We start from the raw sequence: 26,057 nt of genomic DNA on the forward strand, positions 1-26,057 counted from the left end.
TTTCGTAAAAAAAGAGAGTGATTTCTATTATAAAAATAGAAACCGCCTCTCTCTCGACACGCCGAAACGTGTTATCTGTACGATTTATTTACTTCACTTATTCTAGCACAAACTGAAAAATAGTGTCAACACGATTAGCCAAGTCACTCAAAAAGAGGTATGATAATAAATAACTAAATGGAATTTCGCGGAGGAAGAAAAATGGAAAAAATTGAATGGCGTAAAGACAAGAGCTATAGTATGAAAAAAAGCCCGCAAATACTAGAGGTTCCTAAAAAATCATTCTTTAGCATCAGAGGGATCGGCGACCCGAATCAGGAAGACTTTAAACGAAGAGTAGCCTGTCTATATGCAGTCAGCTATGCAATACGCATGTCGCCTAAAAAAAATTGGCTGATTCCTGATTATCAGATGTATACTGTCTATCCACTGGAAGGACAATGGGGACTGCAAGAAAAGTATTTGCATGAACCAGTGATGAAAAAAGAACATTTTTCTTATCAATTGATGATCCGACAGCCTGACTTTGTTACAGAAGCGATAGCACAAGAAGCCATTCAGCGTTCTAGCAAACTTCCGGAAGACTTGAAAGAACAAGTAGTATTCAAAAAGATGGAAGAAGGTCTTTGTGCCCAAATCTTACACGTCGGGCCCTATGCCGAAGAACCAGCAACGTTTGAGAAATTAGAAGCATTCATCGCAAAAGAAGGCTATGAAAGAGCTTCTAAAGAACACAAAGAGATTTACATCAGCGATCCAAGAAAATCAGCACCTGAAAAAATGAAGACGATTTTGCGTGTTAAAATAGAAAAAGGTTAGCAACCTGAATGAAAACAAAAAATAAAAGTAAAAAATACCAAAATATGAAGAAATATTACTTATCTTTTGCTATAATCAACATTGAGAGGTGTCTAATATGAAAAAGAAACAGCGACAAGCACTGATCCGCCAGATCATTACAGAACAACCTATTGGGACACAGGAAGAGCTGCTTGCGCGGCTGCATGAAGCAGGCGCCGATGTGACTCAAGCAACGATTTCTCGAGACATTCGAGAAATGAAGTTAGTAAAAAGTCAAAATGAAAACAAAATAGTACGCTATACATTATTTAACCAGCCATCTGTTTCTTTAAATGAAGAACGTTTGCGTACAGCAATTAGACGCGAGGTTTTGCGTATCCAGTCTGTTCAGTTCATGGTTATCGTATTGACTGAACGAAATGGTGCCGATGTGGTAACGAATTGGCTAGATGAAGTGGCTTACCCTGAAGTTGTCGGAACGATGGCCGGTGTAGATACATTCATTATTATTTGCCGCTCAGAAGAAGAAGCACAGCGATTTGCAGAAAAGCTGGAAAAAATGAGGGAATAAATGAGGAGGACTTTTATATGAAAGATATGAAAGCGCTGCAAAATGGATCGGATATTCGAGGAATCGCATTACCAGTTGAAGGATATGAAGTAAACTTGACGACAGACATGGTAAAAAAGATCGGCTGGGGACTAGCAAACTGGATAAAGAAAAAGAAGAAATCAACCGATCCAAATAAAAAATGGACGATTGGGATTGGTCATGACAGTAGGATAAGCGGACCAGCACTGAAAGAGGCGTTGATCCAAAGTCTGAAAGAACAAGGGATACATGTCATCGATTTCGAATTAGCTACTACGCCTGCTATGTTTATGTCCACTCAATTTGAACAGTTCTCGTGCGATGCTGCGGTTATGCTGACTGCTAGCCATCTTCCCTATTATTATAATGGAATAAAATTCTTTACCTCAGAAGGAGGAGCAGAAAAAGAAGATATTGCTTTTATCCTATCACAGCAGCAAAAAATAAAAAGCGAACAAACTGGAAGCGTAGAAAAAGCAGACCTTTTGACACCTTATGCGCAAGATTTAGTCACAAAAATTAAAAAGGGGATTGGAACACTAGAAAGCAAACCACTAAATGGTTGGAAAATCATTGTTGATGCCGGAAATGGTGCTGGTGGATTCTTTGCTGAAAAAGTATTGAATAGCTTAGGTGCGGATTCAACAGGTTCCCAATTTTTGGAACCAGATGGCCGATTTCCTAATCATATCCCAAATCCTGATAATAAAGAAGCGATGGAAAGTATCAAGCAGGCTGTTTTAGCAAATGAAGCAGATCTTGGGATCATTTTCGATACAGATGTGGATCGTTCTGCAGTTGTCAGTGCTTCTGGAACAGTGATCAATCGAAATAATTTGATCGCAGTATTAAGTACAATCGTATTAAAAGAGCATCCAGGAACAAGAATCGTGACGAATTCCCCTACTTCTTCTCATCTACAAAGATTCATTGAAGAAAAAGGAGGCATCCAAGTTCGTTATATTTCCGGCTATCGAAATGTAATCAATAAAGCATTAGAACTTAACCGTCTTGGGAAAGATACACAGCTAGCCATCGAAACAAGCGGACACGCTGCATTCAAGGAAAACTATTTTCTGGATGATGGTGCATATGTCATCGCAAAGATCCTGATGCTTTTGCCAGAATTAAAAAGAAAAGGTATCACATTAGATGAACAAATCAAAGAGTTGAAACAGCCCGTAGAAGTACAAGAAATCCGATTAAAATTGTTCAGCGATGAACCACGCGAACAAGGAAACAAGATATTAGAAGAAATGAAGCGACTGTTGGAAGAAGAAAAAGGGATGAACTTCGACCCGGAAAATGAAGAAGGTATTCGATATGATCTAGAAGAGCCATACGGAAACGGCTGGTTTTTGATCCGTTTAAGCTTACATGAGCCGTTACTAGTATTACAGATAGAAAATGATGAATTCGGAAAGAACAAGTTGGCGTTAGTAAAATTAGCAAAATTATTCGGACATTTTTCTGATCTTGAATCATTAACAGCAGAATAAACCAGTCTTTTTGAAAGGCTAGTTGCTTGGACGGCAAAAAAAGTGGTATGGTTAAATCGAGTGCTGGTAGGGAGACCAGCAAAAGGAGGAAAAAATGGTAACGAATATGGTTATTTTTTTAACAGTATTGGTTTATGGGGTCAACTTTCTGGTATATATGTATCTTAAAATCAATCATATAAAAGATTATGTAGAAAAGATTGCTATTTATTTTGGAACAAATATGACGCTGTTGTTCACGAGTAGTATTTTTTTGTTTTTTGGAAAAATAGTAGAAGACGGCATTCTGGTATTCGAATAAGCAGAATTTTTGTAGAAAGCGCCTTACTTGTCATACACTATAATTATAGCCAAGTAGCAAATGGTCAATCGAAAGGAGCAGTACAATGAAAAAAGCATACGAAACAGCAATGATCAACCATGGCGGGCGCAATGGAGAAGTCGAGGCACCAAATGGCTCGATGCATATGAAAATCACTCCTCCAGGAATCCATGCAGAAGGAACAAATCCAGAACAATTATTTGCAGCAGGTTATGCTTCTTGTTTCAATGGGGCGGTACAACATATGATCAAAGAAGCAGGAATGACAGCAGAGTCCACAGTAAAAGCACGTGTCTCTCTTTATAATTTAGATGATGGCGGCTATCAGATCGGTGTAGTATTAGAAGTGCATATCGATGGCATCAGCGAAGAAGAAGCCCAAAAAATTGCAGAAGATGCGCATGAATTCTGCCCTTACTCCAAAGCAACTAGAGGAAATATCGATGTAGAAGTAACGATTGTTTAGAAGAATAAAGGAAATCGAACCAGACTAAAAACGTGAAAGGACCGCTTTTTGTCTGGTTTTTTTTGACAAATAAAGCAGATGATTTGGAGAATAGACAATTATCGGTTATCATATTTTTGTACCAATCGGTAGGTAAAAAAAGAAGCGAGGGAAAAAGGATGGAAAAATATCAAAATATTGTGATCGGTTTTGGAAAGGGCGGTAAGACTTTAGCGAAGGCGTTAGCTTCAAAAGGCGAATCGGTTTTAGTCGTTGAAAAGTCAACACGTATGTATGGCGGAACATGTATCAACATCGGCTGTATTCCTTCTAAATCATTGATTTTCAATGGAGAAAGAGGAATCGACTTTACAGAGGCTGTTGCTCGGAAAGAAAAATTGACGGGCATGCTTCGCGCCAAAAATTATCATATGATCAGCGATGAGGCAACTGGGACAGTGATGGACGGTACAGCACGTTTTCTTTCTAACCATCAAATCGAAGTGACGAATAATGGTGAAAAAGTGATTGTTGAAGGCGAACGGATTTTCATCAATACTGGTTCTGAACCAATCATTTTACCAATCAAAGGATTGAATACAAGTCGCTACTTGATTGATTCTACGCAAGCGATGGATCAGGAACAATTACCGGAAAAATTAGTGATCATCGGGGCTGGATATATTGGCTTGGAATTTGCATCAATGTTCAATGAATACGGATCTAAAGTTGTCGTTCTTGATGCCCATCCTGAATTTCTTCCTCGTGAAGATGAAGATATCGCGCAAATGATTTTAGAAGACATGACAAATGCGGGAATCGAATTCCATCTAGGTGTATCTGTAGATCAAGTAGCAGACCAAGAATCAACAGCTGCCGTCACCTTTACAGAAAATGGCCAAGAAGTAACAATCCAAGCGTCAAAAGTTTTGGCTGCAACTGGAAGAAAACCAAGTACAGCATCACTTGGATTAGAAAATACAGATGTTAAACTAACAGATCGCGGAGCAATCGCTGTGGATGAATACCTTCGTACAGATGCAGACAACATTTGGGCGATTGGAGACGTCAAAGGCGGATTGCAGTTCACTTATATCTCTCTAGATGATTATCGAATCATTATGGATCAGTTGAAGGGCGAGAATAAACGAACAACGAATAACCGGAAAGCTGTGCCTTACAGTGTATTTATCACTCCGACTTTATCCAATGTAGGTTTAACAGAAAAACAAGCCAAAGCACAAGGCGTCAATTACAAATTATTCAAGTATATGACAAGCGGTGTCCCTAAAGCACAAGTATTAGAAGATCCTAAAGGTGTATTCAAAGTTTTAGTCGACCCTGAAACTGACTTGATTCTAGGGGCAAGTATCTATGCGGAAGATTCTCATGAAGTCATCAACTTGATTTCGCTAGCTATGAATGGAAAACTTCCTTATACGTTATTGAGAGATCAAATCTATTCTCATCCAACAATGAGTGAAGCTTTAAATGATGTATTAAAATAAATAACGAATGGAGAATCCACCATGTTCAATAATAAAAATACAGCAGTAGTTCTCACTGACCCGCAAGTCGAGTTCTTGAAACCAGCAGGCGGTGGCTTTAGTTTGACAAAAGATATCTTAGAAAAATACAATACGATCGAAAACATGATCGAAATGGTGAAACAAGCAAAAGAAAAAGGATACAAACTCTTTATTTCTCCTCATTATTTTTACCCACATGACCATAAATGGCAATTTGGCGGTGCAGGAGAACATATGATGCTTGAGCAACAGATGTTTGCTAGGAAAAGTCAATATGAATCAGTTGAAGAAGGTTCAGGAGCTGATTTCATCGAAGAATTGAAACCATATTTGGATGAAAATACGATTATCAGCTCTCCTCATAAAATCTTTGGACCAGAAAGCAATGATTTGGCGCTCCAATTGAGAAAAAATGGAATCGACACAGTGATTCTTGGTGGAATGAACGGAAACTTGTGTAGCGATTCCCATATGCGTGAATTGGTAGAGAGTGGATTCAATGTTGTGGTAGCGACAGATGCAATTGGTGCTCCTGGTCAAGAAGCAATGGATGCAGCGTTGACGAACTTTGGCTTTATTGCAGATCAAGTGATGACAACAGAGGAAGTATTAGAGCAACTATCATAAGATAGGAATTGCTTTTGTCCTCGCAGTTCTTGAATCAATGAACATCTAGCTATATGAGAACAGTTTTATAGTGAGGGCTGTGTCAGATAATTTGGCACAGTCTTTTTTAAACGATTAAGAAGAAAAAATGATGAATTTATTGTATAATATAGGACTATGAGAAATGAAAAAGGAGAATATCATTGAAAACAAAGGAAAAGATCTTGGAAGCGACCAAAGATCTTATTTATAAAAAAGGCTATCATGAAACGTCAATCCGAGATATTCTAGCAGCTTCTGAGACGGGGAAAGGGCAATTTTATTATTACTTTTCTTCAAAAAAAGAAGTTTGTCTAGCGGTGATCCATGCGCATATGGTCGTGTGGCAGACAGAATTGTTCGAAGACATCTTAAATGCTGGAAAACAGCCAGAAGAAGCATTAGAAGAAATGTTGGACTGGATTTTTGCTGATCATGAGACACAGATCACTTATCATGGCTGTCCTGTAGGTAATTTGATTATTGAGTTGAGTACAGTGGATGAAGAATACCGTCTGTTGCTACTAGAATTAGTCAATCAATGGATCAAGTATACGAAACAAAATATCCTGGCACTTTCTGAAGAAAAACTGTCCGATGAAGAAGCAGACCGTCAAGCCAAAGCGTTGATTGCTGAAATCCAGGGAAGTATCTTATTGTTGAAAGTCACACAGGATCTATCACTACTTAGACAAAATTTTCAATTGATCAAAGAAAGATTGTTAACTTCGCAAAAGGTTCTTTAATAATTAGAGGTTGTGACAGAAGTGGTCAGCTTCAAGAAATAAGAAGGAATTTACGAAAATTGCTTCTCAAATTTTTGTGAAATTTCGGCTTATTTTTCGAAGAAGCTACTTCTGGAACACCGTTTACCTAGAGGTCGTAAGCCTGCCGTTTCACTCCGAGTCACAAGGAACAATTTCAAAAAGCAGCTTCTCATGTTTGTTGAATATTGTGACTTGTGACCGAGGAGTTGGCAGGAGAATACCATTCACTGGAGAGTTTGTCACTTGTCACAACTTTTTTAGTTCTACACAAATTGAAAGCGTTTTGTTGGTACGGACTTCTTGTTGCAGTGTATGATAGAAAAAAAGATTGGGAGGGATTAGGATGTGTGGTCGTTATTTTTTTGATCTAGAGTCAGAGCTCCTTCAGAATTATTATCGAGAAGCCCAGACGAAACAACCGGAGCAGGCAGCAGAATTAGCAGCTGGAGAAGTTTTTCCGTCAAATCTTGTTGTGACGTTAAGAAAAGAGGAAGAAAACATCCTCACTCCGGAAATCATGAAGTGGGGATTTACCGGATTTAAAAAAGGACAATTGATGATTAATGCCCGTGCAGAGACAGTAGAAGAAAAAAAGACCTTTCATCAACCATTTTTGCAAAATCGTTGTGTTTTCCCAATGAGTGGCTTTTATGAGTGGAATGAAGAAAAAGACAAATTTATGTTTTCAAATAAGGAAAAAATAGTGTATATTGGCGGTTTTTATCGTAGCCATCAGGATGAAAAAATGGCAGAATCAATCATAATGACTACTGAACCTAACCGCACAGTCGCACCAATCCATGACCGAATGCCGCTTGTCTTGACTGAAGAACAAATCGAACCTTGGGTAACAGATGTTTCTTTTGCGCGAAAAATCATTACTCAACAGATGCCTGAATTAGTAATGGAGAAGGTATAACATAATCGATTTTTCAAAGAAAGAGCGGCAAAAAACGAAAAAGACTTCAGCACAGATCCCAAAAACAAAGAGAACAGAAGAAATGCTCATAAGCTGCATATACTGCATCTATAGAGTCACAGTCGACCTTTCTAAGGTATAGCTTCTATTTGTTTTTTACTCGTTCTGCGAGTCTTTTTTATTTATACCTAATGATGTTTATCATTATGACTCTTTGAATTCTTGGAATCTAAAATTCAAACTTAACGACTGGTTGGCAGTTGTATATTCTCTGAGTTTATAGATAAGAGGTTGCCATTTATCCACATTGATATGAGTTGGATCATGTAAAATCCCTTCTTCTACAAAAATAGCTACGATCTCACATTCTACAATAGCAAAGTCTTCTCTAGTTGAAATTCGTTGAACCAACGTTTCTATTTGAATCGGGCATTCTTTAATCCGAACAGTTGAAACTTCTTCACCTGCTAGTTTCGTGAACTTTCCCAATTGAAATTTGTCAGAGCAAAAGGAATAGCCAGCTTTTTGTTTATAATCAGGCATGATAGGATGGCCTGTCGTCTTTGCGATTTTCTCGATTTTTTTCCAAAGCGTTTTATCTGCAAGATTGAAGGTAGCGGGGAGTTAGCTATAGTATTTGGGTAGCTTTTGGATCCATAGGTTCAATGTTTCTTGGATTATTTTTTTATTTAAAGAAAAAATGAACTGGCTACAATTTATTTCTATTTATATCCAATAAGATATACTTTAAACAAAACAATTTTCTAGATAGTTTACAAAGGGGAATTTTGCGTTACTTAGTGTTATATAGTATACTTTTATTAAGGGAGTGATGATAATGCTTGTTACAAAATCTAGATTACAAGGAAGTTCTGTAGTGGTAACTTTACCTTCTGATAACGGAAAGAAACCTTCAGAAAACCAAGAATATATCGTTGTGTATTCTGATGATGGAACAATTACGTTAGTTCCAAAAATTGAAGATCCATTTAGTGGTGGGGAAGAGGCCGAGTATTATGAGAAAGACGAATGGGAAGATTTAACTCCTGAAGGGAGAGAAATTTTATAGTGTCAGAAGAAAGAATTTATATTCCTAAAAAAGGTGATATTGTATGGATTGATTTTGATCCCTCCGTAGGAAAAGAAATTCAAAAAAGACGACCAGGACTAGTCGTCTCTCGTTATGAATTTAACCGTAAAACAATGTTTTCGGTCATACGTCCAATTACTTCCACTATAAAGAATTTACCGACACGTTACTCATTACCTGAAGAGCTAGATATAAAAGGACAAGTAATTATTACACAATTAAAATCTCTTGATTTTAAGGAACGAAAACTCAAAAAAATAGAAAACTTACCATTGCAAGACATGGCTAAAATTGATCAGATTATACAGTATATGTTTTAAGCATTGTAAGTAAACTCTATAATATTTTTATATGCTAAACATAACGAAATTAAAAAAAGGCCAAGTAAATGTCGTTCATTCTACTAGTGTGGTCGATGGCATTAATTTCCGTATCTTAAACTAAAGAATATATAGCATTTTAAACGAATGATTGAGGTGATTTCCTCAAGTCATTCGTTTTTTTGTGTCACAAAACTTGTTTTTTCACGACATATCTTAACGTATACGAAAAGTCGCGACAATACTTTAACAGAAAGAAGAAAAAGAACAACTGACAGTTTTAGTCCTAAAAAATCTAAACTCTTTAGATATGAGTAATGTCATTTTAAACTATATCGATGCTCAAAAACGTAAAATTTGGGATCAAGATCTGTCTAGGAAAGAATTTCTATAGTTTAACTGAATAACACAAAAAGGCATATCATGCGACAAGAAAAACAATGAAAAGAGAAATTTGCCATCACTGGAACATCCATACAGAAATTAGCATAGATTCTGAAAAATCTACCGCTAGTTTTTATTTAGTTGTTCTAACGACACCAATACTTGTAATGATCGAAAATGTGCAATTGGGTCAGATAGTGAACCAAAGTAGAATCTCAAAGCGACAATTATGAATGTAAAAGTACCTTTTATGATTAGTTTATTCTCTAATTGATTACATCCCGTATAATTAATAAAATTACTTTACCGATTACACGATCTTATGTCAGTAGAGCTTTTAGGTACACTATCAATACAGTTCATTCCAGTATAATGTAAGTTTTTTTTTATTTTGAGTCACTTTTTGTCAATATTATTATTTACAATACCTTCTATAATAAAAGTTATTTAAGGAAGTGTCTATGAATGAGTAAAAATTCTAAAGGATTCCTAACCATCTTATTAGCTTTTATAGGGTATATGTTGGTTGGGCTGCTAAAATCATACAGTAATGAGTTGCTGAATTTTTCAACATTTATTAATGATACATTAGTTCCAAGTTTGTTTTTCATTGTATTTTTTGCTGTTGGTTATTTTATAATAAAGATATGATGACTAATTTAGCTCAACTATTCCAGCGTCAGCTGAAGATATTGCAATTCCCGATTCCTTAATCATTTATCTGGATGAGACAGAAAGTGAAGTTGCAACAGATGTGCATGTAGTTGAGGATAAAAATGATAGTTTAAAAATTAATAGTTCAGATACTTTACTAAGAGTAAGTCCTATCTTTTCAGCTGTTATTTAGATGCAAGTAGCAACTAAGTTAGGTAGTACTCCTGCAATGGATAGGTATTTGTGTGTTCGATATATAAGTGGTCGAAGTATCAAGGTTATGTATACTGGATGGGAGATAGAAGAGTTAAAAATTGGAGGTCACCGCCACAAATGGAATTTAGATTTAGAGGTACCTTAGATTTGGTATAGTTATTAAACACAAGATGGCCTGGTTTGTAGGGAAAGTCGAAGAGTATTTTTCCACTTCTGCGCCCCTTTAATTTTTCTAGTAATGCCGTGAATTTGTGATTAATTGGAAATATGAAGAAAGGAGAGTCTATGAAAACAACACTAGTTCTATTCTATAAAAAGCATCCTTATTTTACACTTCTGATAAATATATTGTTGGCTAGTGTTATCGGGATTTCTGTTGAATATCTAATAAATAAAGATTTCATAGGTTCTTGTTTTTATACGGCTTTATTTCTTGGACTTCTTGAAGCATTTTCCATTTATAAAAAATCAAAAAAATAAAATAGATTGCCGTAAGAGATCTTTTTCATTTCATTTTTTTCTGAAAACCCGTTGTTTCTGTCAGTGAAGCAGCGGGTTTTTAGATTTATTGTCTTTAGACCTAATTGAGCGCGCCGAGCGATTGAAATACAAAACCACTTGCTATGCGGGTGGAGCAATAAAGGGAAATAGTTTAGCCCGTACAAAGTAGATGTGTAAATACCACATTGTATTCACACCAAAGTATAGAAGAAAAATAATTTATAATCAATATCGAGCCAATATTCAGGAGATCATCAAGAGATTGTGCAAATCTAAAATATAAATTTGGGTATCGACACTTTTGGGTGGAAGGATACTATGTGACAAAAGTAGGACAAAATGAAGCGACCATCAAAAAGTACATTCAAGAACAAGAAAAACATGATAGTGCGTTAGATAAGCTGAGTGTACGAGAGTAAGACGATCCTTTTAAGGGCTAAGGAGTAGTACATAAACCTTTTAAGAGGTGGGCAAAACTGGCAAAGGCAATATGGCTTGAACATAAAATATGAAAGCCAGCGTCTTTAGGCGCTGGCCGGTGATTTGAGCTTATAGCTCTAGAGAAAACCACCCTTTTGAAGGGTGGTTATGATTAATGACTTTAGTCAGTTTTGCTCACAAAGCGTGTGGAACAAAAAACGGGTGTTTCTACGGGTAGATATTTATTTCTTGAATGGAGGTGTCCCATACATTTTTGGTGTTACTGGTTCTAATTTTGGTGCAGCGCCTTCGATCTTAGGTTCTTTCAACCATTGATATTCGCCTTCGCCATCCAGTGCTTTGCCACTAGCCCAAGAACCTTCACTACTTTGGTCTCCCTCTGAGAAGTTATAGAAGTCATAAGCAATGTCTTTTCGTTCTTTGTCACGCGGGAAAGTACTTGGGACTAAGATTGAACCTTCTTTTTCTTCTAATTCTTTCACTGCACATTCCCATAGATTTTGATGATAGCTATCTCTTGCAAGGAGAACAGACAGCATATCTTTTACGCCACGATCATCGATCATTTCGTAAATACGTGCTACTTGAAGTCTTCCTTGTGATTCGGCATTTAAATTAGCTCTAAAGTCTGCTAACAAGTTGCCACTCGCAATGATATAGGCACCGCTCCATGGATTGCCCACGCTGTCAGCAGGACGAGGTCCTAAGCCAGCTACGATCGCGTGCTGTGGATTCATTCCAGAGATAATGGCACCGATTGTTGGATCTTTTTGCATCGCTGCTTCTTGATCTTCAACAGGCGCACCCTCTAATAAACGAGCAACCATTGTCGCCAACATTTCCACGTGGCCGATTTCTTCTGTTGCAATGTCCATCAGCATATCTTTATATTTTTCTTCTCCTCGGCAGCTCCAGCCTTGGAACAGGTACTGCATAGCTACACTCATCTCGCCATATTGGCCGCCGATCAGCTCCTGCAGATATTTCGCGATTAATGGATTCGGACGATCTGGTTTTGCTTCAAACTGCAATTCTTTCTGGTGTCTAAACATCAAAATTCCTCCTAATCTATTTTTAATACATTCTCATTCTGCTACGAAAGATTAAAAAATTCAAAGAAAGCGCTCGCGAATTATATAAAGTATTGGTATCATTAATAATTTTTTTAGAATCATACCTTATAAATTGTTATTTTCAGAACAAAATGATATCGTTATATTAAAACCGGCATCGGTTACATTAAAATTTGGAGGTAAAATATGAAAAAATTATTGTTTACAGGGTTGCTGGCAAGTTCAGCATTGTTTTTATTAGGAGGATGCGGATCAAGTAATGCAAGCGATGCCAGTTCAAGTGCAGCAAATTCTTCTGAAAAAACAAGTGATGGAAGAAAAAATATTGATTTCTGGTCCTTTTGGGGATCCGGTGCACGAAAAGAAGCTATCGAAGAAATCATTGAGGATTTCAATCAATCACAAAACGAGATCCATGTAAATTATAAGTATCAGCCATGGGGTGACATCTGGACTAAATCTTTATCTGCAATAACAGCTGGAAATGCACCCGATGTTATTGTACAGGACATAAATTCCGTTGCCCAAAGAGCAGAAGCACAGCAAGCAACTAATCTCTCCAAATATGTAGAAAAAGACACTTCTAAGGATTTTTATCCGCAGCTTTGGGATACAGTAGAATATGAAGGTGATCCTTATGCGATCCCATTCAATACAGATACACAAGTCATTTTTTATAATAAAAAGTTATTTAAAGAAGCTGGAATCAGTGAACAAGATCTACCGACAACTTGGGATGAATTAGAAGAAACAGCACGTAAACTAGATAAAAAAGAAGGAAAAGAATTTACACGCATCGGTTTTTATCCATTATGGAATTTAGGGGCTGATGTATGGGCGCTAAACGCAGATAACGGGACTAGTTGGTTTGACAAAGATGAAAAAGTCAAGATTGATACTAAAAATAAAGTGGAAGCCTTGGAGTGGATCCAAGACTGGCAAGATTATTATGGGAAAAATACGATCAATAAATTAGAAGCCGAATTTGGGTCTGGTGTATCTGATCCATTTATTTCCGGATTAGTAGCCATGCGTGCCCAAAATATCAATTATTACTCTAGTTTGATGGAAAATGCACCGGATGATTTTGATTTTGGCGTGATGCAGCTCCCAGAAAAAGAAGAAGGTTCAGGCCATTGGTCGTGGGGTGGCGGATTCGTCTTGGAAGTACCATACGGAGCAAAAGATCCTGAGGCCTCTTATGAATTCATCAAATATCTTTCTTCTCCAGAAGTACAAGAAAAATTCGGCGAAAAAAGTTTTGATATCATGGCGAGCAAGACAGCCAATGAGAATTTAGTGAATAATGACAACCTAACGGATAAAGGAAAAATGATCTATCAAATGGCGGACGAAAACTTTAAAAATACGGTGATCACACCAGTTCCTTTAGATGCTCCGGATTACACGACATTAGTGAATGAACAGATTGACCAGATTCTTTTAGGAACAAAATCACCAAAAGAAGGATTGGCAGATGCACAAAAAGCAGTAGAAAACTTAGTCAAGCAAAATCAATAATCCATTTTTGACTGTCTAGGTACAGAGGAGGCAAGAAAATTTGAAGCGTTTATCTATCCGAAAGAAAAAAGAAGCAAGATGGGCCTATTTATTTATCTCGCCTTTTATTATCGGGTTCTTGGTATTTATGCTAGGGCCTATGCTTTTTTCAGTTATTGGTAGTTTCACCGATTATAATTTGACATCCAAGATGAATTTCATTGGTCTAGCAAATTTCAAAAGAATGTTCGTTCACGATGATTTATTTTGGAAATCGTTATACAACACCGTTTATTTCGTCATCTTCAATGTACCGCTGACGACGATTTTCAGTGTGTTTTTAGCCACAGTACTCAATCAAAAAATCAAAGGAATCAGTGTATTCCGTACAGCTTTCTATTTACCGGCAGTCTTATCAGGAGTAGCAGTCTACATCTTATGGATGCAGCTGCTTTCTCCATCTGCAGGATTGATCAACACATTTCTGGGCTGGTTCCATATCCCTGGACCAGCTTGGCTGTTTGATCCACAATGGACGAAACCTGCGTTGATTTTGATGAAAATATGGAGTTCTGGAGGAGCAATGCTACTTTACTTAGCTACATTACAAAATGTTCCTAGATCTTTATATGAATCAGCAGAAATCGATGGAGCAGGCGTTTGGGGAAAGTTCAAAAGTATTACTTTGCCATTAATCACTCCTATTATTTTTTACGATGTGATCACCTCTACGATCGGTTCTTTCCAAATTTTTCAAGAAGCTTATGTCATGACGAAAAATGGAACAGGCGGACCTGCAAATTCTTTGCTTTTTTATAATCTGCATATGTGGAACAAGGCGTTCGTAGCTTTTGATATGGGTTATGCGATGGCTATGTCAATGATCCTGTTTCTGATCGTGTTGGTTCTGACGTTTGTCAATTTGAAGCTTGCACCTAAGTGGGTCTATTATTCTGGAGGTGACGGCAAATGATGGATTATTTCAAAAAGACCAGTGTGAATCGGCAAACAAAAAAAATACTAAGTTATGTCCTCATGACAGTAATAGGAATCATTTTGATCATTCCATTGCTTTGGATGGTGTTTACTTCATTGAAACCAATGGAAGAAATCGTTCGTTATCCTCCGACCTTTTTCCCAGAAAAAATCGTATGGGAAAACTATCTGGATACGATTGCCGCCTTTCCTTTTTGGCGCTATGCAAGAAATACATTATTCATCACTGTGCTAGTAGTGATCGGTAATGTCCTTTCAAATTCTTTTATTGCTTATGGATTTGCGAAGCTTGATTTTCCTGGGAAAAAGCTGATGTTTGCTTTGGTTCTTTCTACGATGATGATCCCGGGGTTTGTAACGATGATCCCTCAATATGTATTATTCTCCAAGATCGGCTGGGTAGGTACTTATTTGCCCCTGATCGTTCCATCGTTCTTCGGCAATGCGTTCAATATATTTCTGATGCGTCAATTTTACTTATCGATCAATAATGAATTGATCGAAGCTGCTGAAATCGACGGAGCGAATCATTTGTATATTTGGAGTCATTTGATGCTTCCATTGACGAAACCTGCCTTGATTACCATTGCGATCAATTCCTTCAACGCAGCTTGGAATGATTTCTTAGGTCCTCTGTTATATATCCAAGATCAAGAAAAATACACGTTACAGATTGGCTTGCAAGTTTTTCAGAACCAAGCAACGACACAATGGAATTATCTGATGGCAGGAGCAACACTTGTCTTGATCCCGACGATTTTGCTGTTCTTTTTTGCACAACGTTATTTCATTGAAGGGATGGATTTGACAGGAGGTTCAAAAGGATGATGAATCGATCGATTGGTAAAAAAGCCAATGATTATTTCTTAGAAATCATTGAATGGATTCCACGTCTTATCCATTTACAGCTACTATGGTTCCTGTGCGTCTTGCCTGTTTTCACATTAGGAACTGCAAGTCGAACAGTTCTGTATATGATTTATCATTACAAAAAAAATGAAGAGAAAAAGCTCGGTTCACTATTCTGGAAAAAGTTTCGTGAGAACTTCTCTCTTTATGGAAAGCAAGATAGTTTAGCAAGTGTTTATTTTCTTCTTCTATTGATCGATTATCAGATTTTCCGCTATTGGGGTGGGGGAATTGGCTATACATTGATGTATACTACGTTGTTTTTGCTTCTATTAAGCGCGCTTCTCTTTAGTTACAAAATCTTGCTTCAACTGGAACAAAAAGAAGCTTCTTGGATTACTGCATTTTTCTTGTTTTTTAATGATTTCAAAAGCGCGCTTTTCTATTTGGCAGGCACGTTGATCCTTCTTGTCGCATTCTGGTTTGCAGGACCAATCTATTTTGCTTTATTAGGTTTCAGTTTCTTGTTTTATTTTCAAGTCCTGCTTTTTATCCATCGTACGCAAGAAAAGGTTCTTAAAAAGGAGGAATAACATGTTGCGTTTGATTGCTAAAATCGATGATAGTATTATCAACAAGTTCGCCAAGCAACGGAAAACGGATAGTCGAAAAATCAATTTTTTGAAATTTATCAGTAATATCTCTAATGGTGGTTTTATTTGGTTGCTCCTTGCTGCTGTTTTAGTCTTGATACCTGATACTAGAGAATATGGTCTAGCCATTCTTATCGGCAGTTTGATCTATTTTTTTGTTGGTTTGCTTTTTATCAAAAAAACGACAAGACGGAAAAGACCTTATGAAAAAAATCGTCGGCTTGTCCTTTACACAAGTAAACCGAAGACTTCTTCTTTTCCTTCAGGACATACAGCGCTAGCCTTTTTATCAGTAGCTGCGTTGTTCGAATTAAGTCCAGTTGCAGGAATATTAGCCTTTTTATTTGCTTGTTTGATCGCTTATTCGAGGATTTTTTTACTTTTACATTATCCTACTGACATTTTAGGAGGAGCTATTTTAGGAAGTGTTATTGGCATCCTATGCGCTGCCGTTATCTGAATTAATTGTACGAATAAAGCATGAGTGCGTAAATGCGCATTTGTGCTTTATTTTTTTGTTTCGAGGAAAGCGTAGTTGTTTATTCATTTGTCTTAATAACTTAAGTTTTGTTAAATGAGAACGTTATAAAATTTTATAATTTAATTTTAATAATAAATGTTGTATAATTGGTGTTTTTAACTAAAAAGGATATCATTTGATTTAAAATTAAAATTAAATTAAATTATAATTAGATGGGCATTGTTTTGTTGATTGTTGTGAAAGAAGACAAATATTTTTGAAAGGAGTATAAGGATGTGAAAGGGTTAAAATTGAAGCTTTTGCAGTTAGTAACTGTCAGTTTGCTATTTGGACCATATTTCCAGTCAGTCTATCATATGACGACCCTGGATGTAGCTGCTGAGTCAACAGAAACAAAGGAGGATGAGGTATTCTTAGATGAGGACTATGCAAAAATTGAAGGGAAGTATATTGAAAAAGAAGAAACCCTTGAATGGCATCTGGCTTTTGAAAAAAAGGAAAGTGCCAATGAAGGTAGAATACGTTTAGCAATCGATGCGGCAGCCGCCGGGATTGGTACCGTAAAAAACGTTCGTGGAACAGGTCTATCCTCCTATGATGAAGATGGAGAAGACCTAAAAGTCGAGACGATCGATGGTCAAGAATGGTATGTCGGAAAAGTTTATTCAAAAGAAGCAGAAACCGGCACATTGATTTTTGAAACAGAAAAGATCCCCGATGTGAACGAAGGGTAACTACCTCTTCAAGTGGTGGTTGATGAAAGAATAGATGAAGTTTACAACGAATGACTATACAAAAGTGTTAGGAAATTGGACACAAAGCAATGAACGCTATCAAGGAGACAAAGGCTCGCCATATGACGGAGAGAACTTGATCGATGATAGTGATTATACAAACGGGGGAGCGAACTGGCGAAATTACGACTATGCTACTAATAATGGATCAACTGCAGGCGAAGAAGATAGAAACGTTCCAGCTCAAACCGTTCAGCTTTGGGGAAATGAACGGAATTTTGAAAACAGTTACTTGGATTATAACGGGGCGTACATCAAAAAATGGGTAGAACCTGTTCTGCCAAGCAGCACAGCATCTGATCTACATCCTGAAGATGCAACAACCCTTTACAATGTCTATCTAGATGTCATCGGGGGCGAGAAAAAGGAAATCAGTCCAATCGATATCGTTTTTGTTCTAGATAAGTCAGCGAGTATGAGTGAATTAACCGCTGGGACCAATAGTCAAACTAAAAATGCTGCGTTGATTGAGGCAGTAAACGAAATGAGTAAAGATCTGCTCTCTGACCCGAGTCTGGATATTCGAATCGGTATGGTGAATTTTTACCATAATAGTACAGCTATCAATAACCATGAGCAAATCAGTTCGGACATCTTTCCATTGACAAATGATATCAATCGTTTGACGGGAAGTGAGAATACAGCATTAAATCGTACACCAATCGGAGGAACTCCGCTTACACTAGGGCTTAAAAATGGCTATGAAACATTGTATAAAGACAATGGCGGAGAAAATAGAAATCCAGAAAAAATCCTAATCGTTGTGGGAGATGGGACACCGACCTTCAGTTATGCACCGATTCAGTCAAGTTATCGTACGAGCACTAATGGAGCTTGGAGCAACTGGACTGTGATGGAAGATAAGATTGCTGAAGATAATGACGTTTTGTTCAGAAATTTTGAGGAGTTTTCTGGGAATACTTCTAATGCAGGGTTTACTCATCCAGTTACCTATGCATCTGACTTTAACCGTCCAGAAGATGAAGTAAATGTACACTATCGTTATGGAGAGGTAAAAGAAGGAGATAATAAAGCGACTCACTGGGTTGGTGATGGTTCTTCTAATAACAATACGAATGGCAGTCCTACTTCGCAAGAAAAGTCATCTGCGATCAACACAGTTGCTTATCATCATTGGCTGAAAAACAAGTATCAAGAGAACCCGCCAAGTATCTTCTCCATTGGTTTAGGAATCGATGGAAACGTTAGCGGGAGACAACGACTAGATGCTATTGGACGAAATGTATTGAAAAATATTGCTGATTTAGAAGAAGATGGCGTAACACCGCGATATTACAATGCGAACAACAAGAATGACATTGTTACAGCCTTGGAGGATATCTCTTCTACCTTCAAGAGAACGATCCAGCAAGCCACACTTTATGATGAAACTGGTTTTAATGTCTCACCATTTGGAGCTGGCAGATCGGCAGATATTCAGTTTTACCATCTAGATCCAGGAGAAAACGGCATGAAGTACCAAGAGCCAGAAATATGGGATGAAGAACGTCATGGACAAGCCCCACCAGAAGTAGTGGCGACTCCGACAACGTATGTCGGACGGGAAAACCAAGCTTATAAATTTTCTCCGATTTCTTTAGGTGAAGGGGAAATGGTCAGGATCAAGTACCAAGTAAAACTTGATGCGGGAGCTCAAGACGGAAATTTTTGCACAGTGAACAATATGGCCTATATTCAGAACCTGGAGGATTATGAGAATGATATCACTACTGGACGGATGTATTTCCCATCTTCTTCCATTCGTTACGAACATAAAGGCCGTAATTTCCAAGTCAGCAAGAAGGGTCAAAATGGCGAGCCGTTGGCTGGAGTCGAATTTGCATTATATGACCAAAATCCAGAGAGTGGGGAAGCCGAACCAATCGAAACAAGTAAAACTACCACGGACGGAATAGCGATCTTTGAAACGAAGATGCCGATTTTAGGAGATGAAACTGGAGCAGTCAGCGACATATTTTGGATCAGAGAGATCGCTGGACCACCACGTTATCAGTTAGTAGATGAGACGTATCAATTCCAAATCAAAAAATATGCAGCCAACGAAGATGAGATGTTAGGTCACTACGAGCTTGTAGATGAATATACATCTGGTTCGAGAGTCGGCGGACCGGAAGGTAAAGATCCGAATTCCTATTATGAAGGAGAATATCACAAGCTTTCTGTTGTACAAGAGCCTAACATAGAAGGCACAGAGTATGATGAGTTGTATGTCAAACTGGAAATGCGAAATGAATTCAAGCCAATCCACATGAATATCAATAAACTAATTGAAGGCAGTAATATGCCAATCAATGGCGCAGAGTTTGAACTTTATGAAACAGATGGTAACGGACTGGAAATCGGATATCCAGTAGCGAAAGGGCTTTCTGGTGTGAACGAAGTAGAGGAAGAGAAAGGGAGACTCACGTTCTATTCAGTAGATGAAGACGGGAAATATGTAATCGTGGATGGTGAGAAAGTTATTCATCCAATCGGAGAGCCAGATTCATTTGTTTATAAGGATAGTGAAGAAACTACCAACTATGCAGAATACAAAATCATTGAGAGCCAGAACCCAGAAGGTTTCAAAGAACCTGATGAAAATGACACATGGATCTTGCGACTTTACGATAATGCTATAGGGACTATCCAACTCAAGCAAACAGGTGAAGAAAATTGGCAATATCTCACGTATACAACAGATGAAGAGGATCGTTTATGGGTAGCATTCACTGCTTACAATACGTTTGATTATCGGGAGATCCGAGTTAGAAAATTAGACCATGAAGGCCATACATTAGATGGTGCAGGTTTCGATATCAGGAAAGTGGGGGATTCTTCCTTCCCGCTGTATCGAGCATACACTGGTAATCCGTTAGAACCAGAAGAATCGAAACGTTTGCCTGGGATCGGATACTTCTATTCTCGTGCCGTAGGAGTAGAAAAGTATGTCGATTTAAATTACGACCAACCTCTGCATCTGTCTATTGGTGAATATGAGGTCTCGGAATCTGTCGCACCAAATGGGTATCGGCTATCTGATCAAGTGTTCCAGTTTGCACTGAATGAAGAAGGTAAGTTTATCATTGAAGATACGGTCATCGAAGACGAAACTGCTCCCTTGCCGGAAGGCTATGAAATCATCGATGGTGTACTACAAGTAACCTTAGAAGATGAACTAGCGCCAATCGATTTGGAACTTTTGAAAATTGACAGTATGAATAGCCGACGTCTTGAAGGCGCAGAATTTTCAATTGAGAAACAAAATAGTGCAGGAGAGTATGAAATCATCGAGGGAGGCTTGGCACCAGATCCAAACGATTCTTCCCTATTCAATGCTTCAGACTTGTTGGAAGGGGTCTATCGGATCAAGGAAGTGAAGTCACCTGACAGCTATAGAAAACTTCCAGGTTACTTTATTTTAGAAATTAGTTATCGAGAAGAACCTGACATAGAAAATGATCGGGTAGTTCCAGGAAAAGAAGCGGGTACACTAAAAGTTGAGATTTCGTATTATCCAAACGAAGAAGCAGAGACGCCTGATCTACAGCAAGAGTTAGAATATGAACTTTTGGAGACAAATCGAATCAGATTACAGCTTAGTGTCGGGAACGATCCTGAAAATCCGTTGCCTGCTACAGGAGGATCCGGACGATTATTCTATATCCTGCTTGCTGCATTCTTCATGGCGCTTGCAGGAGCAGCCTATGGTTTGTTTGTCAGACAATCTAAAAAGGAGGGAGCAAGGTAATGAAAAAGCTGTTGTGTTTGATGCTTCAATTACTTGTTTTACTACCGCTTGCAGCAGTCCTTCTTCCACATGCGATGTCGGCAGAAGAATCAGGGGAAGATGTCGTGGAATTCGTGTTGCATAAACGGATGATTCGAGATATCGATTATAACGATCAATTTGAATACCATGAAAATGATGGCTTGGCTATCTCTGAGGAAGCAGGGGAAACAGCAGATATCATTTCACAGACGGTGCCACTAAATGGAGCGACATTTGCCATTTACGACATGACCGATTATTATCATGAAAAAAAAGCTGCTGAAAACATGACTCCTAAAGAATTCGTCCAGCAAATCGCTGAAACGAACAGAAACAATATCCGTCAGCTAATCACAGAAGAAAGGCTTGTCCAAATAGGGACTTCGGTAACAACTGGGAAAGATACGGTTGGCGGATTAGGAGACGGGATTGCACGTATCAAAGCACCTAAGAAAAACCAAGATCGGGATGCAGTTTATTTGATTTTCGAAGAATCGATTGATCCAGAAGTTGGATTGGATGTTGATATCGATCAGACAGCTATCCCAATTGCTGCTATTTTGCCAATTTATCACCCGACAGAATCAACCGAGGAACTGCAAGAGATTCATATCTATCCTAAAAATGTCGGTTATCTAAGAGATCCATACTTCTTCAAGTATGGACGTCAAAGAGGAACAACTGAAAAAGGAAAACCATTAGAAGGTGCTGTTTTTGCTCTATATCAGATGATAGAAGGGGGGAAATATTATTTAGATATGGCTCCTGCTAATGACTTGAAAAATCAATGGATCAAACCAGCAGACAATGATCCTTTGAATGACAAAAATGTAAGCAAATTCATTTCGGATAAAGAGGGCCTTGTTACGACAGGACAACGTTTCTTGCCTTCTGGCACCTATTATTTTGAAGAATTAAAAGGTGTGGAAGGTTACGAGATGGATGAAGCAAGTAAGAGAATCGAGGTCATCATCCCTGAATTTTGGGTGGATGCAAAAGGCCAACCACAATATGTAGTAGTTAACGGACAGGAGATGGCTGAATTAGAATCCGGGAAAGTTCCAGTCTCTGCCTATGAATCCGCAACACCACGTGTTTATAACGAGACCGTAAAAGAAACAACGGACAAACCGAAAGAGCCGAGTGGTCCAAGCAATCCAGGTCAATCAGGAAAATGGTCCGTATTCCCGCAAACGAATGAAGCAAGAACGTTGATTTCTTTACTAGGAATTCTTTTATTGTTAGGTGCTGTTTTATTAATAAAAAAAGAACGGGGAGAAAAAAATGAATAAAAAAATGATTGTCACGGGAATGAGTGTACTGTTACTCGTTACTGCGGGAATAGGGATTTTCGGGAACGGAAAACTAGTCAAAGCCGAAGAAGTCGCACAAAAACCAAGTGAAGTGACGATTACATTACACAAAAAAGGTTTCTCATCTGTTCCGGAAGAACGACCGAATAGCGGATTGGTTTCTACGGATTTTGGTGAAGAAAATATTCCAGGAGTCGATTTTGATTTGTTTGACGTAACGGAAGTATATTACGATTTGATTCGAGATAATCCTTTAACACCGGAACGAGAAGACGGTCTTAATTCTGCCGAAGCGATTGAATGGATTCAAAAACGGCACACAGAAAGTTGGTTTTTAAAATATCGACTGACAAGTATTGACAAACAAACAACGAATGAAGCTGGAGAAGCGGTATTCTCTACCGTCCAAGTGACGGAAGAAGCACCTTCTTCTAGAGATAAAGTCTATCTTTTCTTAGAAACTTATTCGCCAGCTCATATTTCCAGAATCGCGTCTCCAATGGTTGTTATGATGCCAGTGATGATGCCTGATATGGTGGATGGCGTGTGGGATGGTTCTACATGGAAAGACACATACAATACAGATGTGCATTTGTATCCGAAAAACGAAATCAGAGAAGCAGATAAACAGATGAATGTAGAGGAAAGCGACCTTAGACAAGTAACGATTATTAATGAAGCTGGAGAACAAGAAACGATTTCTTATATTGATCTAGAAAGAGGAAAAACGGCTTCTTACACGATCACAGCACCTATTCCTTATTTCATCGATTCTGTCCTTGAAAACGGAAGCGCTGTTATCAAAAATTACAAAATCACAGATACGCCTACAGTTGGTCTAACTTATTATGATCAGGAAATAGAAGTGCGAGCCGGCGAGACGATTTTAACAAAAGGACAAGATTATATAGTAGAAGTAGTAAGCAACGGGTTTGTCGTGACGATTTTGACAGAAGAAAATGGAGTAGCCAAAGTAGATACTTTAGGTAGATTAGCAGATGCACGTGGAGGAGATTTAACGATCACGTATAATTTGAAGGTTTCCACAGAACTAGAAGCGGATGATTTCCATAACAACACAGCGGTTATTGAAATCGGACGAAATGATGAATTTGATTATGAAGAAGGAGTAGAGCCGCCAGAGAAAGTCACAACAGGTGGAAGAAAGTTTGAAAAATATGATGCATCAAGCAGTGAATTGCTTAAAGATGCAAGATTCGAATTGTGGAATGAAGACCGTTCTGAATACGCAATATTTTATAAAGGGGAGTCGCCTTTAGCTGTTTATGAATCAGGAGCAGATAGAATTGAGTGGGCAACAAGCGGACAAGCAACAGAATTTGTCGCAGATGGAAATGGATACTTTGAGGTTCAAGGGTTAGATTATGGAACCTATCAAATGAAAGAGACCATGGCGCCAGAAGGTTATGTACTTCCAACAGGTGAGGCAGCCTTTACTGAATTTATCATCTCTTATGGAAGCTATAATGAAGAAATTCAGATCGTAGGAGTAGAAAATCCAGGGCCAGAAAGAGTACCGAATATGAAACGCGGGTCACTTCCTGCTACTGGTGGGAACGGGCTCTTGGCATTCTTACTAATCGGAATAAGTTTGATGATTGGAGCGTACAGCTGGTACCGTAAATCTAAAATGAAGTCTGAAGTATAAGCAACAAAAATAAGCTGCAGCAATCGGTTTTATAAAGGTTGCTGCAGTTTTTTTAAATAAGAAGGTGAAGAAAATGAAAAAGAAAATAGGTAATAGACCTCAAACCCAAATCAGTCTTTTATTACAATTATTTATGGCAGTGATGTTTCTTGCCGGAGCTGCAGTTTTTACATATCCATTTTTAGCAGATGCTCTCAGCAATTATTTGGATCAAAGAAGGATCGAGAATTATCAAAAGCAGCTTGAACGCGATAAAGAAGAAAAACATGAGCAACAATTAGCAGTGCATGAAAAGAAAAATCAGACGCTTGCTCATACATCAGTAATCCCAGGAATGGGACAAGTCAAAGATCCTTTTGAGCAAGCGGTTAGAAATGTCCAAAATCCAGGAAAAGAATATTACGAACAACATATGATCGGAGCCATCTATATTCCGAAAATCAATGTTAGCTTGCCTTTATTTGATGAAACGAATGATCTTTTGTTAGATAGAGGAGCGACAGTCCTGCAAGGCACCTCTTTTCCAACTGGAGGAGAGAGTACACATTCCGTGATTACCGCCCATAGCGGTATTGCTGAGAAAAAACTCTTTACGGATCTTGAAGAAATGGAGCAAGATGACCGATTCTATCTTGAAGTGTATGGTCGGATGCTCGCTTATGAAGTCGTTGAGAAAATTGTTGTCCTTCCAACAAAAACAAATACATTAGCAATTAGAGAAAAGCAGGATCTAGTCACACTTATCACTTGTACACCTTACACCGTGAACACTCACCGATTACTAGTGACAGGAAGACGAGTTCCCTTTACAGAAGAAGTCTCTTCAAAGATAGAACAGACAAAAAAATACCATCTTTATCGATTACTTATACTCCTTCTAGGTATATTGCTAGTGCTAACGCTTTTCGGTTATTGGTGTTATCGAAAATTTAAAAGACAAAAACAACGAAAGAAAAATAACAGATAATAGACCAATTATTAAGAATAACATAATAAATTTAAGCTGCTTGGAAGAGACAAACGCGATTAAATCGCATATTTCCAGTTTTTTTTAACGTTTGCTAAAATGACATTTTCCAGGTAAGCCAACTTGTTTCACAAGGGCTTCTTTGATATTGTAGTAGCAAGAAGAAAGATGGAGGGATTTTTTATGGCAAAAATCATGGTAGTCGAAGACGAAGAGATCATTCGACAATTGATCATGGAGGAACTTGAGAAATGGCAATTTGAAACCTTTGGAACGACCGATTTCAATCAAGTGTTCTCAGACTTTGAAAGAGAAGAACCACAGCTTGTATTACTAGATATTAATCTTCCCGTTTTGGATGGCTATTATTGGTGTCAAAAAATACGTGAAGTATCGAAAGTACCGATCATTTTTATCTCCAGCAGGAATACGAATATGGATATGATCATGGCTATGAACATGGGGGCAGATGATTTTGTGACAAAACATTTCCAAATCGATGTACTGATTGCAAAAATCAATGCATTACTTCGCCGTTCTTACAACTACACAGAATTATCTAGTGAAATGATGAGCCACAATGGCATTACGTTGAATGTTGACAACGGAAGTATGGAAATCAACGGAGAGATCATTGATTTGAGCAAAAATGAATATCGTCTATTATTTATTTTGATGAAGCACAATGGAAAGATCTTAAGTCGGGAAAAATTGCTGCGAGCACTGTGGGATGACGAACGATTTGTAGATGACAATACATTGACAGTCAACATCAATCGGTTACGCCGAAAAATCGAACAGGCAGGTATCCAAGGATATATCGAAACAAAAGTAGGACAGGGATATATCGTTCCCTGAAAGGATG

General features: G+C 38.0%; 26 protein-coding genes and 1 pseudogene. 25 read left to right on the top strand and 2 right to left on the bottom strand.

Annotation, left to right across the window (positions count from 1 at the left end; translation table 11 throughout):
• The first annotated feature begins 201 nt into the window (after positions 1-201).
• The 9 genes from ACIFUW_RS02175 (at position 202) to ACIFUW_RS02215 (ending at position 7,519) form a co-directional block, all read left to right on the top strand.
• Positions 202-819, top strand: coding sequence for a GyrI-like domain-containing protein (locus ACIFUW_RS02175; RefSeq protein ID WP_002286831.1), 618 nt, complete (start codon positions 202-204; stop codon positions 817-819).
• 97 nt (positions 820-916) lie between these two features.
• Positions 917-1,372, top strand: a complete 456-nt coding sequence (argR, locus tag ACIFUW_RS02180; protein ID WP_002286829.1) for an arginine repressor — start codon at positions 917-919, stop codon at positions 1,370-1,372.
• Positions 1,373-1,389: 17 nt separating this feature from the next.
• Positions 1,390-2,892: a phosphomannomutase/phosphoglucomutase gene (locus tag ACIFUW_RS02185; RefSeq protein WP_002286827.1), complete on the top strand. Its 1,503-nt coding sequence runs from the start codon at positions 1,390-1,392 to the stop codon at positions 2,890-2,892.
• Positions 2,893-2,986: 94 nt separating this feature from the next.
• On the top strand, positions 2,987-3,193 hold the full coding sequence (locus ACIFUW_RS02190) for a hypothetical protein (RefSeq protein WP_002293677.1): 207 nt from the start codon (positions 2,987-2,989) through the stop codon (positions 3,191-3,193).
• Between the two features lie 85 nt (positions 3,194-3,278).
• A complete protein-coding gene (locus tag ACIFUW_RS02195; protein ID WP_002286825.1) occupies positions 3,279-3,680 on the top strand; it encodes an organic hydroperoxide resistance protein in 402 nt (133 codons plus the stop codon).
• 158 nt (positions 3,681-3,838) lie between these two features.
• Positions 3,839-5,167: an FAD-containing oxidoreductase gene (locus tag ACIFUW_RS02200; RefSeq protein WP_002327434.1), complete on the top strand. Its 1,329-nt coding sequence runs from the start codon at positions 3,839-3,841 to the stop codon at positions 5,165-5,167.
• A gap of 21 nt (positions 5,168-5,188) precedes the next feature.
• Positions 5,189-5,815: a cysteine hydrolase gene (locus ACIFUW_RS02205; protein ID WP_002352507.1), complete on the top strand. Its 627-nt coding sequence runs from the start codon at positions 5,189-5,191 to the stop codon at positions 5,813-5,815.
• Between the two features lie 182 nt (positions 5,816-5,997).
• The gene (locus ACIFUW_RS02210) at positions 5,998-6,579 is read left to right on the top strand and encodes a TetR/AcrR family transcriptional regulator (protein ID WP_002327433.1); all 582 of its coding nucleotides are present in this window, start codon (positions 5,998-6,000) and stop codon (positions 6,577-6,579) included.
• Between the two features lie 364 nt (positions 6,580-6,943).
• Positions 6,944-7,519 (top strand): SOS response-associated peptidase, encoded by a 576-nt coding sequence (locus ACIFUW_RS02215; protein ID WP_002352505.1) that lies wholly within the window; start codon positions 6,944-6,946, stop codon positions 7,517-7,519.
• 204 nt (positions 7,520-7,723) lie between these two features.
• Here the strand turns inward: ACIFUW_RS02215 and ACIFUW_RS02220 are convergent, their stop codons facing one another.
• Complete coding sequence (locus ACIFUW_RS02220) at positions 7,724-8,062, bottom strand: hypothetical protein (protein ID WP_002306002.1); 339 nt, start codon at positions 8,060-8,062, stop codon at positions 7,724-7,726.
• 295 nt (positions 8,063-8,357) lie between these two features.
• Between ACIFUW_RS02220 and mazE the strand changes: the two genes are divergently transcribed.
• The 5 genes and pseudogenes from mazE (at position 8,358) to ACIFUW_RS02245 (ending at position 11,103) form a co-directional block, all read left to right on the top strand.
• Positions 8,358-8,588, top strand: a complete 231-nt coding sequence (mazE, locus tag ACIFUW_RS02225) for a type II toxin-antitoxin system PemI/MazE family antitoxin (RefSeq protein ID WP_002323011.1) — start codon at positions 8,358-8,360, stop codon at positions 8,586-8,588.
• Entirely contained in the window at positions 8,588-8,929 is a 342-nt protein-coding gene (locus ACIFUW_RS02230; RefSeq protein WP_105468411.1) for a type II toxin-antitoxin system PemK/MazF family toxin, read from the top strand. Before mazE ends, ACIFUW_RS02230 begins: the two co-directional genes overlap by 1 nt.
• Positions 8,930-9,778: 849 nt before the next feature.
• Positions 9,779-9,964, top strand: a complete 186-nt coding sequence (locus ACIFUW_RS02235; RefSeq protein WP_002304207.1) for a hypothetical protein — start codon at positions 9,779-9,781, stop codon at positions 9,962-9,964.
• 504 nt (positions 9,965-10,468) lie between these two features.
• Entirely contained in the window at positions 10,469-10,663 is a 195-nt protein-coding gene (locus ACIFUW_RS02240; RefSeq protein WP_002297028.1) for a hypothetical protein, read from the top strand.
• A 190-nt stretch (positions 10,664-10,853) separates the two neighbouring features.
• Positions 10,854-11,103, top strand: a pseudogene (locus ACIFUW_RS02245) (transposase).
• A 243-nt stretch (positions 11,104-11,346) separates the two neighbouring features.
• On the opposite strand, the gene ACIFUW_RS02250 reads toward ACIFUW_RS02245, so the two are convergent.
• Entirely contained in the window at positions 11,347-12,177 is an 831-nt protein-coding gene (locus ACIFUW_RS02250) for a manganese catalase family protein (RefSeq protein ID WP_002286789.1), read from the bottom strand.
• 207 nt (positions 12,178-12,384) lie between these two features.
• On the opposite strand from ACIFUW_RS02250, the gene ACIFUW_RS02255 reads away from it, so the two are divergent.
• The 11 genes from ACIFUW_RS02255 (at position 12,385) to sapR (ending at position 26,050) form a co-directional block, all read left to right on the top strand.
• Complete coding sequence (locus tag ACIFUW_RS02255; protein ID WP_002286788.1) at positions 12,385-13,719, top strand: ABC transporter substrate-binding protein; 1,335 nt, start codon at positions 12,385-12,387, stop codon at positions 13,717-13,719.
• Positions 13,720-13,759: 40 nt separating this feature from the next.
• Positions 13,760-14,671, top strand: a complete 912-nt coding sequence (locus tag ACIFUW_RS02260) for a carbohydrate ABC transporter permease (protein ID WP_002286787.1) — start codon at positions 13,760-13,762, stop codon at positions 14,669-14,671.
• Positions 14,668-15,522 carry a carbohydrate ABC transporter permease gene (locus tag ACIFUW_RS02265; RefSeq protein ID WP_002286786.1) on the top strand — a complete coding sequence of 285 codons (855 nt, stop codon included), beginning with the start codon at positions 14,668-14,670 and terminating at the stop codon, positions 15,520-15,522. The genes ACIFUW_RS02260 and ACIFUW_RS02265 overlap by 4 nt, the downstream gene beginning before the upstream one ends.
• Positions 15,519-16,136 carry a YesL family protein gene (locus ACIFUW_RS02270; RefSeq protein WP_002286784.1) on the top strand — a complete coding sequence of 206 codons (618 nt, stop codon included), beginning with the start codon at positions 15,519-15,521 and terminating at the stop codon, positions 16,134-16,136. The genes ACIFUW_RS02265 and ACIFUW_RS02270 overlap by 4 nt, the downstream gene beginning before the upstream one ends.
• 1 nt (position 16,137) lies before the next feature.
• Entirely contained in the window at positions 16,138-16,656 is a 519-nt protein-coding gene (locus tag ACIFUW_RS02275; protein ID WP_002286782.1) for a phosphatase PAP2 family protein, read from the top strand.
• Between the two features lie 296 nt (positions 16,657-16,952).
• Complete coding sequence (locus ACIFUW_RS02280) at positions 16,953-17,411, top strand: peptidyl-prolyl cis-trans isomerase (RefSeq protein ID WP_002286780.1); 459 nt, start codon at positions 16,953-16,955, stop codon at positions 17,409-17,411.
• A gap of 34 nt (positions 17,412-17,445) precedes the next feature.
• Positions 17,446-21,222 (top strand): VWA domain-containing protein, encoded by a 3,777-nt coding sequence (locus ACIFUW_RS02285; RefSeq protein WP_002304215.1) that lies wholly within the window; start codon positions 17,446-17,448, stop codon positions 21,220-21,222.
• Positions 21,222-22,535: a pilin N-terminal domain-containing protein gene (locus ACIFUW_RS02290; protein WP_002286776.1), complete on the top strand. Its 1,314-nt coding sequence runs from the start codon at positions 21,222-21,224 to the stop codon at positions 22,533-22,535. Before ACIFUW_RS02285 ends, ACIFUW_RS02290 begins: the two co-directional genes overlap by 1 nt.
• Complete coding sequence (locus tag ACIFUW_RS02295; protein WP_002286774.1) at positions 22,528-24,225, top strand: SpaH/EbpB family LPXTG-anchored major pilin; 1,698 nt, start codon at positions 22,528-22,530, stop codon at positions 24,223-24,225. Before ACIFUW_RS02290 ends, ACIFUW_RS02295 begins: the two co-directional genes overlap by 8 nt.
• Positions 24,226-24,298: 73 nt before the next feature.
• Positions 24,299-25,192, top strand: a complete 894-nt coding sequence (locus tag ACIFUW_RS02300; protein ID WP_002286772.1) for a class C sortase — start codon at positions 24,299-24,301, stop codon at positions 25,190-25,192.
• 183 nt (positions 25,193-25,375) lie between these two features.
• Positions 25,376-26,050 (top strand): two-component system response regulator SapR, encoded by a 675-nt coding sequence (gene sapR, locus ACIFUW_RS02305; RefSeq protein WP_002286771.1) that lies wholly within the window; start codon positions 25,376-25,378, stop codon positions 26,048-26,050.
• Positions 26,051-26,057 lie beyond the last annotated feature (7 nt).

The organism is Enterococcus sp. PLH-Efm8 (genome assembly GCF_053011625.1).